This is a genomic window from Shewanella bicestrii, from assembly GCF_002216875.1.
Classification (GTDB): domain Bacteria; phylum Pseudomonadota; class Gammaproteobacteria; order Enterobacterales; family Shewanellaceae; genus Shewanella; species Shewanella seohaensis.
This window is the reverse complement of record NZ_CP022358.1, coordinates 4,573,322-4,589,375: the sequence shown is the minus strand read 5'-3', so window position 1 is coordinate 4,589,375 and position 16,054 is coordinate 4,573,322. Positions and strand designations below refer to the sequence as shown.

The window sequence follows — 16,054 nt, the reverse complement described above, 5'->3', positions numbered from 1 at the left end:
CTAGTGCTGATGGCCGCTGCTTAGACGCATTAAGCTGCCCTTGAGGCTGGCCTCGGAGTCGAGTAGGAATTGTCCCGATGTCACCACGCGTTCACCTTCACTGAGACCCGAGACAATCTCGGCCTTACCTTGGCTCATCATGCCGACCGTCACGGCCTTAGCGGTAAAGCTGTCGTCGGCCTGTTTCACTATCACGCGGTTTTCTTTACCCGTTTGGATCAGGGCTTCCTGCGGGATCACTAACACATCTTTATTCGGCCCGCCGAAGAGCGAGACCTTGGCAAGCGTCTTAGGTCTGAGGGAGACATCGGTATTATTCAGCACCACACGCACTCTTAAGCTGCGGGTGATGGGGTCAAGCTCTGGGTAGATATAGTCAATGGTGCCTTCGATACCGCTGATATTCATGGCGGGAACAGAGACTTCGGCTTTCTGCCCTAGGGCAATCCAGCTTTGTTCGTTTTCAAACACATCGGCGATCACCCACACTTTGGAAAGGTCGACAACCGACATTACCTCAGTAGAGGGTTGGATATACATGCCATCGCGTACATCGAGTGCTTTGACAATGCCATCTTGCAGGGCATAGAAAGGCACGCGGTACTGGGTCTGACGTGAGTCGGCAAGTTGTTGAATTTGCTTTTCATTCATTCCAAGTAGTGACAAGCGTAATCCCGCTTTACGGACTAAATCCTGATAACGGCTACCATTACCCGCAGACTTGGCGGTATCGAGCGCTAACAGATAGTCATCCTGGGCGTTAATCAGATCGGGTGAATAGATCTCGTATAACAGCTGGCCTTTTTTGACTGAGTCGCCAACGGATTTGATCATCAACTTTTCAATCCAGCCAGTAACACGGGCGTGCACATGGTTGATTTGGCTCTCGTCGTAGTCTATTTGACCGACGGTTTCGACAAATTTCCATAGGGTATCGCGTTTAACCTCGGCCACTTTCAGTGCAAGTGCCTGTTGCATGCTGCCCGAGACATTGAGGTTGATTTCTTGGGTATTACCGCCGGTTTCAACCTTTTCTAAATTCATGCCGCAGATAGGGCAAGTGCCTGGCACATCACTAATAATGTGGGCGTGCATAGGGCAGACGTATTTTATGGTTGCCCCTGAACTTTGATTCTTGACTAAGCTATTGGCTTTAGGCGTTGGTGTATCAAAGACTTGCGCCGCATTTTGGCTTGCGCCACTGGCTTGATGATCCGCATGTTGGCCGGCAGTGCTTGCCTCTTCCTCTTCTTCCTTCTCAACGAGGAACATATTGCACTTAGGGCAACGACCGGGTTCGTGACTTTCAACCTCGGGGTGCATTGGGCAAGTGTAGGTTTTGACTTGATTTGCGCTGTTAGTATCGTGCGCATGTTCGTGGCCCGCTTCAGCTTGTGTTGCGGCATTAACGAGCTGCGCTTGGGTTAACCAAGGCGTCCCCATCAGTAGGCTGCTGAGTATCAATACAGCCTTAGGGCCCGGCTTTTTTACTTTATTAAATTGCTTCATATGCCTCATCTCCAGCCTAGCTTAGTGGTGCGCGTGGTCTTTGTGCATTGCACCGTCAGCCATTTTCTCTTCAGTCGCTTTTGGCTCTAAATTCATGCCACATTTAGGGCAAGTGTCACCTTTGTTACCTGTCACTTCTGGGTGCATAGGGCAAACATAGGTTTGAGCTTGTTCCTGTGGCGCTGTATTGTCATGGTGGTGCTCATGGGGCGTTGCCGTAGCAAACACACTGGTGCTGGTCATTAAAAATGCAACTAAGGCAAGATTAGTTAAGGTTTTCATATTGTTCACTCCATCGGGTTTGGTAGCCGAATATGAGTGCATAAAACGTGACTGGTTTTATTCTGCGCCGATAACCTGCGCGAATAGGGCTGCCATAGCGGTCAGCGGGATCAGTACTACGCTTTTGCTTTACTCTGGGTGCTGAGTTATTAGTGCACCACAATAAACGGCGAAATAAATTGTTAGCTTTGTTCGCCCTGAAAAAAGGGCACAATGAGGCTAGGCTATCGGCGGTTTAAAGGCCGAAGACAGGGAGATAGAGTGGAAATGAGGCATAGGAGTGGCCACTGGGGTATCACTCAGTCCAACACTGGGCCAAAGGTGTGGGCTGAAAAGAGTGCCGGCAACTGAAATCGTTAAACAATGTCCACAGTCATTAAGACAAGATGTGGTGCCATCACAGCAGTGCTGCTTCGCGCCGGGAAGCATTTGATCGTTACAGCAATCTGTACTGGCCATTGCACCTGAATCAGCTCGGTTCTCTGTGTTCATCTGCATCATGGCGGCATGGTCCATTCCTTGGCTGGAAGGGTTATGAACCATAGCGCTCATTTCCATAGAGCGCATCACCAGCGCATGACCATTAGACGCAACACTTTGCCCGACGAGTGCGAGTAAAGTGAATATGACTAATAGTGAACGACCTAGTGTGTGATGCATAAATATTCCAAATAATGAACGGCTAGATTTTAACATAGAGGCATTATCCTGCAATGAGTTAACTCACATTTCAGTTAATGCCCCTGTTTATAAACTCCTACGGTTTAATTATTTTGAGGGATGGTTTTCCAACATATCCGCCATTAATTGGCTGTGGTTTTGCAATGGCTGTGGCTGTGGTGACGCATCATCCACACTTAATTGAATGCTGGGATTTTTAATAAAACGTCTCGCATCCGCCTCACTGACTAATTTAGGCGTGCTAATTTGGTAATTAGACTGAGATGCAACATCTAAGGTAAAGAATAAAGGTTCCGACTTCACCCAAGTGCCGCTGTCGTCCGCACGGTAATTGAATACATCTTGATATTTAACTTCAACCAGCACTTTACCTTCGGGCAGTTCAACGGGTTTAAACGCTTTAGTGGCTTGGCCATTAATGCTGACAACATTGAGTGTTTCTGTACCTTTTAGGGTTGCTGCGTTAGCCGTCATGCTAATCGCCAGAGTGCTCATGATTAAAGTCGCGCCAACTAAGGTTTTGTTGATTAAAGTGGTTTTCATAATAAACTCCAAAAATTTGCTATATCGCGTGAGCGCGCAATCGTGGCGTCATCATCGCGGAATATTGAATCGGTTTAATTGCTAAAACTTAAAACAGATCGGTTACAGCAAATTGGAGTTGGGAGGGGGTGTGGTTAACCCGAGATCAGCCGTTTGAATCGCCCAGCTTTGGACTGCAATACGCTTACTCGCATGATTCATCAGTGCGAGTTGGGGTTGTGACGTAGAGAGATAAAGTTGTGCGAGACAATGGGTTTTACAGTGGTTGGTGAGGGAGTCTTGGCAATGCAACATGCATTCGTCCGAAGGACAATCGGGCATAGTACACTTCATCTTGCCATCGACCATTTGCATGCTGGGCGTATCGTGGAAGTCATTCATCGCTGAAGTTGGCATAGCATTCACCATCGCCGATTGGGCGATAAGTGAAAATAACAGTGCTATGGTGATCCAAAACTTAGCCATAAAAACTCACTTAAAATAATGCCTACCTCTAATGACCTTTAAAGTTGGTGAAAAGTTTCATATTTATTTTGTTTTTTTATGTATCACACAGCGGCTTTGCAGGTTAAATGTCGCCTTGATCACATTTTTGTATTCTAAAAATGATTTCATTGCCTTAGCTTCATAAGGTAGTACTTAATCATTGGTCGCTTAGCATAATGATTAATGTATTAGCGTGAGTTGAAGTACCTTCAAGCTCTGCTAAGCTGGGTTGAGTGAGTTATGTATTAAGAGTTAGACCTAAGTCTCATTTTGCACTTTTAAGTTTAAATTAATGGGCATTTTTAGGCTTAAAATCAAATTTCTAATAAATGAAAAAATATAAAATAGTCTTATAAAAACTAATTTTGACAATATTTTTTGGAGATAGAGTGATGAACTGGCGTGCACTATTTAAACCAAGCGCAAAATATTCCATCCTGGCGCTGATCGTCGTCGGTATTGTTGTCGGTGTTGTGGGCTACTTTGCAACCCAGCAAACCTTACATGCGACAAGCGAAGACGCATTCTGTATGAGCTGCCATAGCAACCACTCGTTGAAAGATGAAGTGTTAGCTTCTGCCCACGGCGGTGGTCGTGCGGGTGTGACAGTACAGTGTCAAGACTGCCACTTACCACACGGTCCAGTGGATTACTTAATTAAGAAGATCATCGTATCTAAAGACTTATACGGTTTCTTAACGATCGATGGCTTTAACACTCAAGCTTGGTTAGACGAAAACCGCAAAGAGCAAGCAGACAAAGCATTGGCTTACTTCCGTGGTAATGACTCTGCAAACTGCCAACACTGCCATACTCGTATTTACGAGAACCAGCCTGACACTATGAAGCCAATGGCTGTGAGAATGCACAGCAACAACTTCAAGAAAGATCCTGAAGCAAGAAAGACCTGTGTGGATTGTCACAAAGGTGTCGCTCACCCCTATCCAAAAGGATAAGGTTTAGCGCTTCAATAGCTTAATATGAAAATTAAAAGCCCTCGAAAGAGGGCTTTTTGCTTCGCCGAGCATTAATTGGATTGGGATAAAACCTGTTTGCGAAAAGCCAAAAGGCTAAATACGCCGAAGATAAACACTTGCAGGTAATCTTGCTTGCGTAGCATCAGCAGGTTTTTAAACAGCATATGGAAGATGGCAACTTGGAAGCAATGCATCAGGCAAGTAATGCCGAGCAAGATATTGAGAATAATGCCGATATTACCTGCAAAAGGCATAACAAGGTTATAAGCCATCATCAGCCACGCGATTAAGGTAATGGCTTTGCCCATATTGATCAGAAACGACATGCTATTCCTCGGTGTTAGCCTGAGAGTCTTCGGCTTGGTATTGATATAAGCGATAGCTGACTTGTCCTGCGGTCTTATCCTTGAGCGGTTGCCAAGTTGCAGGGACTGCCATTTGAGTTAATTCCGACTCAATCTCCACATAAATTAGCGCGCCATCATTAAGCCAACCTTGGCTGTCCAATAGTTGAATGGTTTTTTCTGCCAAGCCTTTGCGGAAAGGCGGATCGATAAACACCACGTCAAACCCTTGCTCGCAGCCATTTTGCAGCACGACTAAAGTATCGGCGTTGAGTACCTCGGCATTGTCGCACTTGAGGGTATTGAGATTCGCTTTAAGTTGCATGGCGGCAGGACGTTGCAACTCGATAATCTTGGCGTAACTTGCATAGCGAGAGAGAGACTCAAGCGCCAAGGCTCCGCTGCCACCAAAGCAATCGAGCACCCTTGCATGGGCTATATCATTGGCAAGCCAGTTAAATAGGGTTTCGCGGACTCTATCTGTGGTCGGCCGCAGGCCGTCTAAATCATGGATGGGCAGTTTGCGCGAACGCCATTGCCCGGCAATGATCCGCACTTGGCCACTACCGGCTTTCTTATTGGCCGTTTGACTCTTGGTCACTTGCTTGTTGTTTGCACGATTATTAGCCAAAGTGCCCCCGTGATTTTGCCTGAAGAAAGAAAGTGGTAGACTATGCCACCTTAATAAAGGCCACTATTTTATATCAAACTCCTAGTAAAAGGTGAGAAGGCTGATAGAGCAGAACTAATTGCCGACTTTTTGGGCGTAATTGCCGCGGTAATCTGGTATAACGGCAGGGTCTTATTTTAAATTCAACACTGAAGTAGAGCGCTGGAATTACACATGGCAAAGAAAGGTTTTTTCTCCTGGTTTCGTAAAGATAAATCACAAGATGAGGTTGTCGAGCAAACCCCAGTCTCTACTCCATCGCAAACCGAGCAAGCCGAAGCATTAGCAAAGCAGCAAGCTGAAGAAGCCCGTCTCGCGGCTGAAAAGGCGGCTGCCGAACAGGCTTTAGCCGACAAATTAGCGACCGAAAAAGCAGAAGCGGAAAGAGTTGCCGCAGAACAAGCGGCAAAAGTCCAAGCAGAAGCAGAAGCCCAGCGTGTTGCTGAAGAGCAAGCAGCACGTTTAGCCGAACAACAGGCAGCCGAAGCCGCGCGTTTAGCGGCGGAGCAAGCGCAGTCTGAGCAGTTAGCCGCTGAAAAAGCACAAGCGGAAAGAGTTGCCGCAGAACAAGCTGCACGTTTAGCCGAACAACAAGCGGCCGAAGCCGCGCGTTTAGCGGCGGAGCAAGCGCAGGCAGAACAGTTAGCCGCTGAACAAGCAGAAGCCGAAAGAGTTGCTGCAGAACAAGCCGCAAAAGCTCAAGCAGAAGCGGAAGCCCAGCGTGTTGCCGAAGAGCAAGCAGCACGTTTAGCCGAACAACAGGCGGCCGAAGCCGCGCGTTTAGCGGCGGAGCAAGCTCAGGCAGAGCTGTTAGCCGCAGAAAAAGCAGAAGCCGAAAGAGTTGCTGCAGAAGCCCAAGCAGAAGCAGAGCGAGTTGCCGCTGAACAGGTCCAAGCTGAACACCCCCTTGAACAACAACCCGAACCTCAGGCAAAACCCGCCAAAGAAAGCTTCTTCGCGCGACTAAAACGCGGCTTGATGCGCACTAGCGAAAATATTGGTAGCGGTTTCATCGGGTTATTTCGTGGTAAAAAAATCGATGATGATCTGTTTGAAGAGTTGGAAGAGCAGCTGTTAATCGCCGACGTGGGTGTCGAGACTACTTCACGCCTTATCCAAAGCCTGACCGAACACGCATCTCGCAAGCAACTAAAGGATGCCGAAGCGCTCTATGATCTGCTGCGTGATGAAATGCAGAAGACGCTCGATCCTGTCGCTATTCCTTTAGTGCCTGAAAATGCTAACGGCCCCTATGTGATTCTAATGGTTGGCGTTAACGGTGTGGGTAAAACCACCACTATCGGTAAACTGGCGAAGCAATATCAGCGTCAGGGTAAGTCTGTGATGTTAGCGGCGGGCGATACCTTCCGCGCAGCAGCCGTTGAACAATTACAGGTTTGGGGTCAACGTAATAATATTCCCGTGGTGGCTCAGCATACGGGCGCCGACAGTGCCTCGGTACTCTTCGATGCGCTGCAAGCGGCCAAGGCCCGTAAGATTGATATCTTGATTGCCGATACCGCCGGTCGTCTGCAAAACAAGTCGCATCTGATGGAAGAGTTAAAGAAAGTGGTGCGGGTGATGAAGAAACTCGACCCAGAGGCGCCACACGAAGTGATGCTGACCTTAGATGCGAGCACGGGCCAAAATGCCATTAGCCAAGCGCAGCTATTCCAAGAGGCTGTTGGCGTCACCGGCATGACCATCAGCAAGCTCGACGGTACCGCCAAGGGCGGCGTGGTGTTTGCGATTGCCGACAAGTTTAAAATCCCGCTGCGCTATATTGGCGTGGGTGAGCAAATTGATGATTTGCGTACCTTTAATTCTAAAGAATTTATTGATGCCTTGTTCACTCAAGAGAAAGCGGATAGCTAATTTATGATTGATTTTCAGCAGGTCAGTAAGATTTATCCTGGTGGCCAAATGGCACTGGAAGAGGTGAATTTTCATCTACAAAAAGGTGAAATGGCATTCTTAACCGGCCATTCGGGCGCGGGTAAGAGTACCCTGTTGAAATTAATCACAGTGATCGAGCGTGCAACCACTGGCCGGGTGGCGATTAATGGCCACGATATTGCCAAAATCAGCCCTAAACACGTGCCCTATTTGCGCCGCAATATTGGAATGATTTTCCAAAACCATCATCTATTGATGGACAGAAGCGTATTCGACAACGTGGCCTTACCGTTAGTGATTGAAGGTTTCTCCCACGGTGAGATCCGCAAACGTGTCGCTGGCGCGTTGGATATGGTGGGTTTGTATGGCAAAGAGCGCCATAACCCCATTATGTTATCCGGTGGTGAGCAGCAACGTGTCGGTATCGCCCGCGCCATTGTGAATAAACCGCCACTATTGCTGGCCGACGAACCGACGGGCAACTTGGACCCTAAGTTGTCGATGGATATCTTGCGCTTATTCGAAACCTTTAACGATGCAGGCACTAGCGTGCTTATCGCTACCCACGATTTGGGGCTGATTGCGCGGATGAAGTACCGCACTTTTACCCTGAAACAAGGGCGTATGCTCGGCGCACAGGAATTACACCATGGACACGCGACTGCTCGAGGTGATGCGCAATGAGTGACAACGCTAAATTAACGCGCAGCAAGTTGCCCATCTCTGGGCGTATCGTGATGTTTTTTATTCGTCATGTGCAGCAAGCCATGGCGAGTATGGGTGAGTTGTGGCGCAGCCCAGTTTCTTCTCTGATGACGATGGCGGTTCTCGGTGTGAGTCTAAGCTTACCTGCGGCGCTGCAAGTATTAGTTAAAAATGCCGAGACCATTACTAGCTCTTGGAACAGCGCGGCGGAGATTTCACTGTTTATCGATGAAAATCGCAGCGAGCAGACAATTCAAAGTTTACTGACCCGCATCCGAGCCTATGCCGAAGTAGAAAAGGTGCAGTATATCGACCGCAATCAAGCGCTCGAAGAGTTTCAGCGTCTGTCGGGGTTTGGTGAAGCGTTAGCCTATCTCGATAAAAACCCGCTGCCAGCGGTGATTACCGTGACGCCGACTCAGCGTTATTCGACCCCAGTGGGTGCCCGTGAGTTGTTGTCTAAGCTGGAGCGCGAGCCTGAAATCAGTTTTGGCCGCTTAGATATCGAATGGCTAGAGCGTCTGCAAGCCGTAGTGCGCTTACTCGAACGTACCGTGATGGCGATTGCAGCCCTACTGGTACTCGCCGTGGTGTTGGTGATAGGTAACACCATTCGCTTAGCGATTATGAACCGTCGCACCGAAATTGAAGTGATGAAGCTGGTTGGCGCCACTGAGTCCTTTATTCAACGTCCCTTCCTTTATACGGGCATTTGGTACGGGGTCATTGGCGGCGTATTGGCATGGCTTATTATTAACTTATTGGTTTGGTATCTAGATTCTGCCCTCGCTGAGCTGCTCGGTTTGTACGGCAGTCAGTTAGAGATGAAGTCTTTGACCTTTACCGAACTGCTACAATTAGTGGGCTTAGCTTCCTTCTTAGGTTGGCTGGGTTCTTACCTTTCGGTAAGGCAACATTTAAGAGCGATTGAACCTTCTTAATGATCAATCGCTTATCGTTTGAAAATACGAGTAGACAAGGCAAGCGATGAACTTTTGTTCACTTGCAATGTCTATTCAACGGGGTTAAAAGTAACACCCCTGACGAGCGAAGGTTGACATACTCTGTCAATTAGCCGATAGTTCGTCAGCTCATCCTCAAGGTGTTTTGAGTTAAACCACAGGATGAAATCGACTTATATTTGATAAGTAGTAAGAGAGTAGGAGCGCGAATGACCTTTCAAACGCAATCAATGGCACTAACAGTCCCTCAGGGCAGCAGTAGTTTAGAAGCTTATATCCATTCAGTGACTAGCATGACAATGTTAGACGCTGAGACTGAGTATGAGTTAGCCAAGCGTTTGCAGGAAACGGGTGATCTGCAAGCGGCGAAGCAACTGATTATGTCGCACTTACGTTTTGTGGTGCACGTTGCTAAGGGCTACTCAGGTTACGGTCTGCCACAGGCAGATTTGATCCAAGAAGGCAACATCGGTCTGATGAAAGCGGTTAAGCGCTTCGATCCCGATGTGGGCGTTCGTCTAGTGTCTTTTGCTGTGCACTGGATTAAAGCTGAAATTCACGAATATGTGCTGAAAAACTGGCGCATTGTTAAAGTCGCAACCACCAAAGCACAACGTAAATTGTTCTTTAATATCCGTAAAGCGAAAACTCGCCTCGGTTGGTTTAGCGATGATGAAGTCGCAATGGTGGCAGAAAACTTAGGTGTATCTAAGGCCGATGTGACTGAGATGGAATCACGTATGGCGGCGCAGGATCCTGCGTTTGACCTCAGCAGTGATAACGATGATGAGCAGGATTTTGCCCCTGTGCATTATCTTGAAGATCATTCGTCGGATTTAGCCGAAAACATCGAAAACGATAACTGGGAATCCAATGCCCAAGGTCGTTTATTATCGGCCATCAAAACCTTAGACGAGCGTAGTCAGCATATTCTGCGTGCCCGTTGGCTAGACGATGATAAAACCACACTGCAGGAATTGGCAGAAACCTATCAAGTCTCGGCTGAGCGCATTCGCCAGTTAGAGAAAAACGCCATGAACAAGCTTAAGGCTTGTATGGAAGCCTAATTAGGCTCGGCGTGAGAACATAAAAAAACCTGCTGCGGCAGGTTTTTTTGTGCCTGAAATCACCTCTATTGCTAACTGCTTTTACTCGATAGATTTCAAAACGGTATAGATAATCGTTACCTATGGTGCATTTATTAAGTATTGAGGTAGGAAAATTCCTACCTGTTGATCATCCTTGTCTGATTTTGACTCCTGGTTGATATTGGTAAATTTATCTCCAGCGTCAGTTGGCATGATTTAAACAGTAATGTGGAAAGTAATGATCACCAGAGTGTTATTTGATGATTTCGATATTTTTGAATCAATAGTACCTCTAGTGCCTTAGCTTTAGATATGAGCAATGTCTAAGTCCCAATATGGCAGACAGTTAAGGCAATCTCGATGGTTTAGTCCACGTATTGAGTAATTTTGAACTGTTAAAGACTCTTGGTCGAAACGACATTGTTGTTAAAAACCTTGGTAACAGTTTACAAGAGTATTTGAATCTAATAAGGGGTTTTCGATGAAAGCAAAAATTTTAATGGTTGCAGGTTTAGTTACTTTGGCTATGAGCTCACAAGTGAATGCTGCAGATGGCAAGATCACTTTTAACGGTAAAGTAGTAAAAGCATCTTGTGATGTAAGTGCTTCGGCTAAGGATTTTACTGTAAACTTGCCAAGTATTTCTACATCGGCTATCGGTAGCACCTTAGGGGATAAAGCTGGTCATACTGCATTTTCAATCAAATTAGAAAACTGTGAATCTCAAACGACAGAAGCTGAGAAAGTACGCATTGCTTTCGTTGGTACATCGGATGAAAATAACGTCTATGTGCTAAAAAACACTGCTGCAAATAATGCTGCAATTGGTGTGGGTTTACAGCTTTTACAGCAAGATGGTTCTACTATTATTGATATCAATAATGGTTCTAACAAAGATAAGCAATATACCATTCCTGCTAAAGGTGAAACGCCAGCAGCATTAGAACTGCACTATAATGTAGCCTATGTGAATACTTCTGGTTCTGCAGTGACCACGGGTGATGTAACTGCCGTTGCAACTTATTCTGTCGAGTATAACTAATTAAATATTTATAAGGATAAGCGTAATGCTTATCCTTATAAAATAATTTAATTTCTGAATTATTGTTTAGTTTTATTTTGAATTAATTAATAGCTTAAATGTTAATTAAAATAATTATTTAAATAATATATCTAGTGATTTCCTACTTATGATTTAATATGATTAGAGTGCTATTTCTCTATCTAAAATTTATTGTTTTATTCTGTTTTATATTCCATTTCTAGATTTTTACCTTTATTCATCGCTTAGAATTTCTTAAGTTGATTCAGAGGAACCACAAGTGATTAGGCTAGTATTCATTTTCCCACTTTTTATTTCAGCCTATAGTCATGGGAGTATTGGCTCTGGTGAGTATGATTTAGACTTTCTTAGTGGGACATCTGAGTCTATTGGGGCTGATTGGTTGAAGTTTGGTCTTGAACCTGGTTATCATTCAGTTGGAGTTACGCTAGATAATATCTATGATCTTACGATGAAAGTCGAGTTCATTAGTGTTTATGAAGATGTTGTTCCATGTTTTACTAAGAAACAGTTAGCCATTCTTGGCATCATGAAACCTCTGGAGCCAAAATCCTGCTATATCATGGAAGACATTAGTGAGGACGCGGCTTTTGATTATTCTTCAAGTCGTTCCACAGTCACTCTCCATATACCTGATGTCAATAAAATAAAGCTTGATCGTAAATTTAAAGCAAACAAGGAATTATGGGATCATGGCATTAATCATGCAAAACTAAATTACAATAGTTATTTAGCTGCAGATACAAGTGGTGCTAATAATGGTTATATCGCTGTAAATGGATTAGCAAGTTTAGGTCGGTGGCGATTTGTAGGTAGTTCTTCATATTATAGGGCTGATAGCTTTTCTAGCTATAATGTAGGCGACCTATATACATATACCGACATTGATAGTATTTCATCACAATTAAGCTTTGGTGAGGTTTCAACATCCTCTAGAAGTAATGTTAATTCCTCTATTCCATTAACTGGAATAAGAATATCCTTATCAGAACAGATGTTAAACCCAAAGTGGAATTCATATGCTCCAATTATTAAGGATAGAGTTAATTCGGCATCGTCTAAGGTCACAATTATGGATGGTGATAAAGTCGTTTTCAGTAAAATATTTTCTACTGGTGAGTTTGTTATTTCAGATCTTGATATTCAAGCCGTAGGTTCTACATTAATTTTGGTAATTGAGGAATCAGATGGTACGGTCAGAAAGAAAGGGGTCGTTTACTCAAAACTACCAAATATGCTTAAGTCAGGTGCATATGACTATAGCTTCTCTTTGGGTAAGTATAGAAGCACCGGTTCATTTGCTGAGGAACCTTATCTAGTTACAGGTAAGTTTGCTTATGGCTTTTCGCGCTTTACACAAGAGGCAAGCTTTATTTTATCAGATGGCTATCGTTATCTAGAGTCAAATTCTACAGTTGACTTAGAAGATATTGGTGCATTTTCTCTTGGAGCAGGATTATCCAGTTCAGACGAGTTTAATGAGGGGTACATGTTGCAGGCATCTTATGCAAAATATATTGAAAATACAGATACTGGAATACAATTTGCTGGAACCCAATATCGCTCAAAAAACTTCACGACATTGCAAGAGTATCTTGAATACACAGGAAGTTATTTAAATATAAAAAATAAAATTGATATATCAATGAATCAAAAGATAGGAGATTATTATCTATATTTTGGATATAGGCGAAACTCATATCATGATCGGTCAGTAAGGGCGGATGAAAGTCTTTATTCATCTTTCAATTTTATGCTAGGTACTGCGACTGTAGGTATAAATATTAGTAAGGATTATTACAATGATAATGATTCAGAAATAAGTTATGGGCTTAATATATCTGTACCTTTTGGTGATAAAAATAGAACAACGGTTTCGGATTACTTGTCAGGGAATAACAATGGAAGCTTGAATAATACATTAGGCTTAACACATGCGAGCAACAATACAACCTATAACCTTTCAGTATTAACGAACTCTGGTGTAGATAATACTACATATGGAGTATCTGGCTCATTGAACAATAACTCGAAATATGGTTATTTTGGCGCACGGGTTGACCTCGCTGAAAGTAGTGAAAAGCTAACCCTATCTGGTTTTGGGGGAATTATTGGATATGAAGATGGTATTGTTTTAGCTCCTCAAGTTGGTGAAACTACTGCTATTTTTGATTTTGGAGACGGTGCAGAGGGAGTTATTTTGAACAATGATATTAACAGTCAAACTAATTCCAATGGAATTGGTGTTGTTCCCTATCCAGTTCCCTATGGATATAACCAAATAAATATTGATACCTCAAGAAGCCCTAATGTATCAGTTTCAAATGGGACCGGAGGGTTTGTCCCTAGAAGAGGGGCAACGATATTAGTACCTGTAAAAGCTCGTGTGGGTGTGCGTAAATTGGTATCTATTGACTCTAAGGTAGACTTCTTTACGCAGCCTGTATTTGAGAAAACAAGTGGTAATCGAATCTCTTTTGTTGGAACTGATAATATAGTTTACATACCGGGACTAAAGTCTGGTAAAGATAATTATTTTTACATTGGTGAAGATAACATATGTCATTTTAATGTAGATATGAAAAATAATAATGAAAATTTGAATGATCTAATAAATGTTTTGTGCGAGGAATAGTTTTGAAGGCGATATTGATAGCAAGTATTTTATGGCTAAGCTTTAATACTTATGCAAGCGTAAAACCTGTTTACACCCGTGAAGTGATTGGTACAGAAGGTGAATATAAAGTCGATATTATTAATACATCAAATGCTAATTACTTGGTTCAGAGTTGGCTTGAGGATTTGTCTGGTAACAGAAAAAAATTGCCTATTGTTATTACTCCTCCAATTTTTGAAATGCAAGGTATGGAGAAAGGAATTGTGCGCTTGGCGCCTATCACTGCCATGTTACCTAACGATAGAGAAAGCATTTTTTGGCTCAATATTCAAGAAATTCCAAGTAAAACAGAGTCACACAATACACTCAAAATGGCGATTCGTAGCCGTATTAAAGTAATCGTTAGACCAGAAAGTTTGGCGCGAGCAGGATTAGAGGAAGCATCAAAAAATTTAAGATTTTCATTACGTAAGAAAGATGATAAAGACTACTTAGTTGCATCGAATGATAGTCCTTACTATTTAAGTATGGGTGAACTAAGTATCTTAAATGATGAAAGATATGATTTTCCAGATAGATTTAATATGGTTCCGCCATTTGGAGAGCAAATATATCTTATTCCTGATGATATAAAAAAAGGAATAATAAGGGTTAAACATGGGATTATTAATGATTATGGTGGAATAGAATATGTATATGAAAATAATGTCAGATGATAAATTTAGGATGCACTTTAATATATTTGTAAAATTGATTTTGCTTATTTGTGCAAGTTTTTCTGCGACTACTTTTGCCCTCCCTACAAATAATGGAACATGCGAAGGGACAAATCTTAGATCCAGTTTCGAAGGAAAAGGTTTGGTATTCGGAAATAAAACGTCAAGTAGTAATGAGAGTCAAGGGATAATTTTTTTAGAATTTGATTATATTTGCAAGCCATTTTCAAACACAAGTAAAAGAATGAGCTTAGCCACGTACAATTTAAATAATAGCTATGGAGGAGGAGAAGCTTATAGGACAAATACTTGGGGGCTTGTTCATCAATCTTTATTGACGAGAGAAACTGTAACTGGACAAGGGAATAATGTGTATTTAAAACATTTTAATGCCAATGAAGTCTCAGAAGATGGCTTCTACAGAGGTTCTTTAAGAGTGCCACTGTTTATGGCTGACAAAAATGGTTACATAGGAAGTGGAGCGGGAGGTAGTTTTTCTGCCGGTTCGACTAGACGAGTAACTCTTGAAGACCCTTTTAATATTATTTTTACAGATGGTTCTGCAAGAAATAACGTATTTTCAAATTATAATCTTTGGACTGATATCTATGTTTATGATAGCACTTGTACTATAACAAGCGATACCAATATTAAGGTAGGTGAGATTTACTCTGGAAGAGTATTTCCAAAACCATTCTCAATTTATTTATCTTGTGCAGACCCTGTGAGTGTTAGCAATAATACAAAGACAAAATTTACTAATGCATCCAGCTCAAATGTTAACCTAGATCAAAATAACGAAGTTTTACACTTTTCAAATGAAAATGGCGTTAGAACAAATATGCGTATCACAGATACAGCAGGCAATCCTGTAATCTTTGGTATTGAAAATGAGTTAAAAATACAAGAATTATCTTCATCACATACCATCACTTATTTAGGATTGTTTGAAGCGCTAAGTGAATCAGCACAAGGTGATTTTTCATTTACTATTAATTATCAAATGACATATTATTAGATATTTGGTTTTTATTTAACCTTGTTATGTTAGTTATAAAGCTTACACGTCATGCTTGAGTGAGCTTTATAACTTTAAGGTTGCAATTATTCATAAGGATAAAATTTGTTTTTAACACTATCTGCATCAATTTTAGATGTTTACCATTCAGCATCAACTTCTCCTATAATCGTTACTTTATCATTAGGAGTCACATTTTGACCTTTCCCCTCATGATTATCTATTTCTATCTTAATTTCTCCACTATCATCTTTGAATAGATAATTATCCTCATATACTGACATAACAATATAGCCTGTAAGTTCTACATAGATACCATCTTTAGCTTATAACGCTGATTTCAGTGTAGACACCTTATTTACGCTTTGGCTGCCAAATCCTGCTGAGACCACCCCTGACATGAAAACAAAAAATAAATAATAATAGCAAACGTTTTTACTTACTAAGTTATATAAATCATCTTGCTTGCGTATAACGAAGAGTAATATTTTAAATAT

Annotated in this window: 17 protein-coding genes; 9 read left to right on the top strand and 8 right to left on the bottom strand. The window is 42.7% G+C overall.

Translation table 11 applies throughout. The features are described from left to right. From CF168_RS20095 to CF168_RS20075, 5 genes are all read right to left on the bottom strand, one after another. Positions 1–1,509: an efflux RND transporter periplasmic adaptor subunit gene (locus CF168_RS20095; protein ID WP_089068783.1), complete on the bottom strand. Its 1,509-nt coding sequence runs from the start codon at positions 1,507–1,509 to the stop codon at positions 1–3. A 21-nt stretch (positions 1,510–1,530) separates the two neighbouring features. After that, the gene (locus tag CF168_RS20090; RefSeq protein ID WP_089068782.1) at positions 1,531–1,791 is read right to left on the bottom strand and encodes a heavy metal-binding domain-containing protein; all 261 of its coding nucleotides are present in this window, start codon (positions 1,789–1,791) and stop codon (positions 1,531–1,533) included. Positions 1,792–2,010: 219 nt separating this feature from the next. Further along, on the bottom strand, positions 2,011–2,487 hold the full coding sequence (locus CF168_RS20085) for a hypothetical protein (RefSeq protein WP_206191649.1): 477 nt from the start codon (positions 2,485–2,487) through the stop codon (positions 2,011–2,013). A 72-nt stretch (positions 2,488–2,559) separates the two neighbouring features. Continuing rightward, the gene (locus CF168_RS20080) at positions 2,560–3,015 is read right to left on the bottom strand and encodes a DUF2057 family protein (RefSeq protein ID WP_089068780.1); all 456 of its coding nucleotides are present in this window, start codon (positions 3,013–3,015) and stop codon (positions 2,560–2,562) included. Positions 3,016–3,117: 102 nt separating this feature from the next. Next, positions 3,118–3,480 (bottom strand): hypothetical protein, encoded by a 363-nt coding sequence (locus tag CF168_RS20075; protein ID WP_011624499.1) that lies wholly within the window; start codon positions 3,478–3,480, stop codon positions 3,118–3,120. 413 nt (positions 3,481–3,893) lie between these two features. On the opposite strand from CF168_RS20075, the gene cymA reads away from it, so the two are divergent. Then, positions 3,894–4,457 (top strand): NapC/NirT family cytochrome c CymA, encoded by a 564-nt coding sequence (cymA, locus tag CF168_RS20070; protein WP_086902435.1) that lies wholly within the window; start codon positions 3,894–3,896, stop codon positions 4,455–4,457. Positions 4,458–4,528: 71 nt separating this feature from the next. Here the strand turns inward: cymA and CF168_RS20065 are convergent, their stop codons facing one another. Beyond that, complete coding sequence (locus CF168_RS20065; RefSeq protein WP_089068779.1) at positions 4,529–4,804, bottom strand: DUF1145 domain-containing protein; 276 nt, start codon at positions 4,802–4,804, stop codon at positions 4,529–4,531. 1 nt (position 4,805) lies between these two features. Continuing rightward, positions 4,806–5,453 (bottom strand): 16S rRNA (guanine(966)-N(2))-methyltransferase RsmD, encoded by a 648-nt coding sequence (gene rsmD, locus CF168_RS20060; protein ID WP_089068778.1) that lies wholly within the window; start codon positions 5,451–5,453, stop codon positions 4,806–4,808. 213 nt (positions 5,454–5,666) lie between these two features. Between rsmD and ftsY the strand changes: the two genes are divergently transcribed. The 8 genes from ftsY to CF168_RS20020 all read left to right on the top strand — a co-directional run bounded on the left by ftsY (position 5,667) and on the right by CF168_RS20020 (position 15,557). Next, positions 5,667–7,367 carry a signal recognition particle-docking protein FtsY gene (gene ftsY, locus CF168_RS20055; RefSeq protein ID WP_089068777.1) on the top strand — a complete coding sequence of 567 codons (1,701 nt, stop codon included), beginning with the start codon at positions 5,667–5,669 and terminating at the stop codon, positions 7,365–7,367. 3 nt (positions 7,368–7,370) lie between these two features. After that, entirely contained in the window at positions 7,371–8,072 is a 702-nt protein-coding gene (ftsE, locus tag CF168_RS20050) for a cell division ATP-binding protein FtsE (RefSeq protein ID WP_011624494.1), read from the top strand. Further along, positions 8,069–9,034, top strand: a complete 966-nt coding sequence (gene ftsX, locus CF168_RS20045) for a permease-like cell division protein FtsX (protein ID WP_011624493.1) — start codon at positions 8,069–8,071, stop codon at positions 9,032–9,034. Before ftsE ends, ftsX begins: the two co-directional genes overlap by 4 nt. A gap of 230 nt (positions 9,035–9,264) precedes the next feature. Then, entirely contained in the window at positions 9,265–10,122 is an 858-nt protein-coding gene (gene rpoH / locus CF168_RS20040; protein WP_011624492.1) for an RNA polymerase sigma factor RpoH, read from the top strand. A 502-nt stretch (positions 10,123–10,624) separates the two neighbouring features. Further along, on the top strand, positions 10,625–11,185 hold the full coding sequence (locus CF168_RS20035) for a fimbrial protein (RefSeq protein WP_089068776.1): 561 nt from the start codon (positions 10,625–10,627) through the stop codon (positions 11,183–11,185). Between the two features lie 280 nt (positions 11,186–11,465). Further along, a complete protein-coding gene (locus tag CF168_RS20030) occupies positions 11,466–13,841 on the top strand; it encodes a fimbria/pilus outer membrane usher protein (protein WP_089068775.1) in 2,376 nt (791 codons plus the stop codon). Between the two features lie 2 nt (positions 13,842–13,843). Beyond that, positions 13,844–14,539 carry a fimbrial biogenesis chaperone gene (locus CF168_RS20025; RefSeq protein ID WP_167373672.1) on the top strand — a complete coding sequence of 232 codons (696 nt, stop codon included), beginning with the start codon at positions 13,844–13,846 and terminating at the stop codon, positions 14,537–14,539. Beyond that, positions 14,514–15,557 carry a type 1 fimbrial protein gene (locus CF168_RS20020; RefSeq protein ID WP_089068773.1) on the top strand — a complete coding sequence of 348 codons (1,044 nt, stop codon included), beginning with the start codon at positions 14,514–14,516 and terminating at the stop codon, positions 15,555–15,557. Before CF168_RS20025 ends, CF168_RS20020 begins: the two co-directional genes overlap by 26 nt. A 140-nt stretch (positions 15,558–15,697) precedes the next feature. Here CF168_RS20020 and CF168_RS20015 read toward each other — a convergent pair whose 3' ends face one another. Then, positions 15,698–15,841 (bottom strand): NirD/YgiW/YdeI family stress tolerance protein, encoded by a 144-nt coding sequence (locus CF168_RS20015; RefSeq protein WP_089068772.1) that lies wholly within the window; start codon positions 15,839–15,841, stop codon positions 15,698–15,700. Positions 15,842–16,054 lie beyond the last annotated feature (213 nt).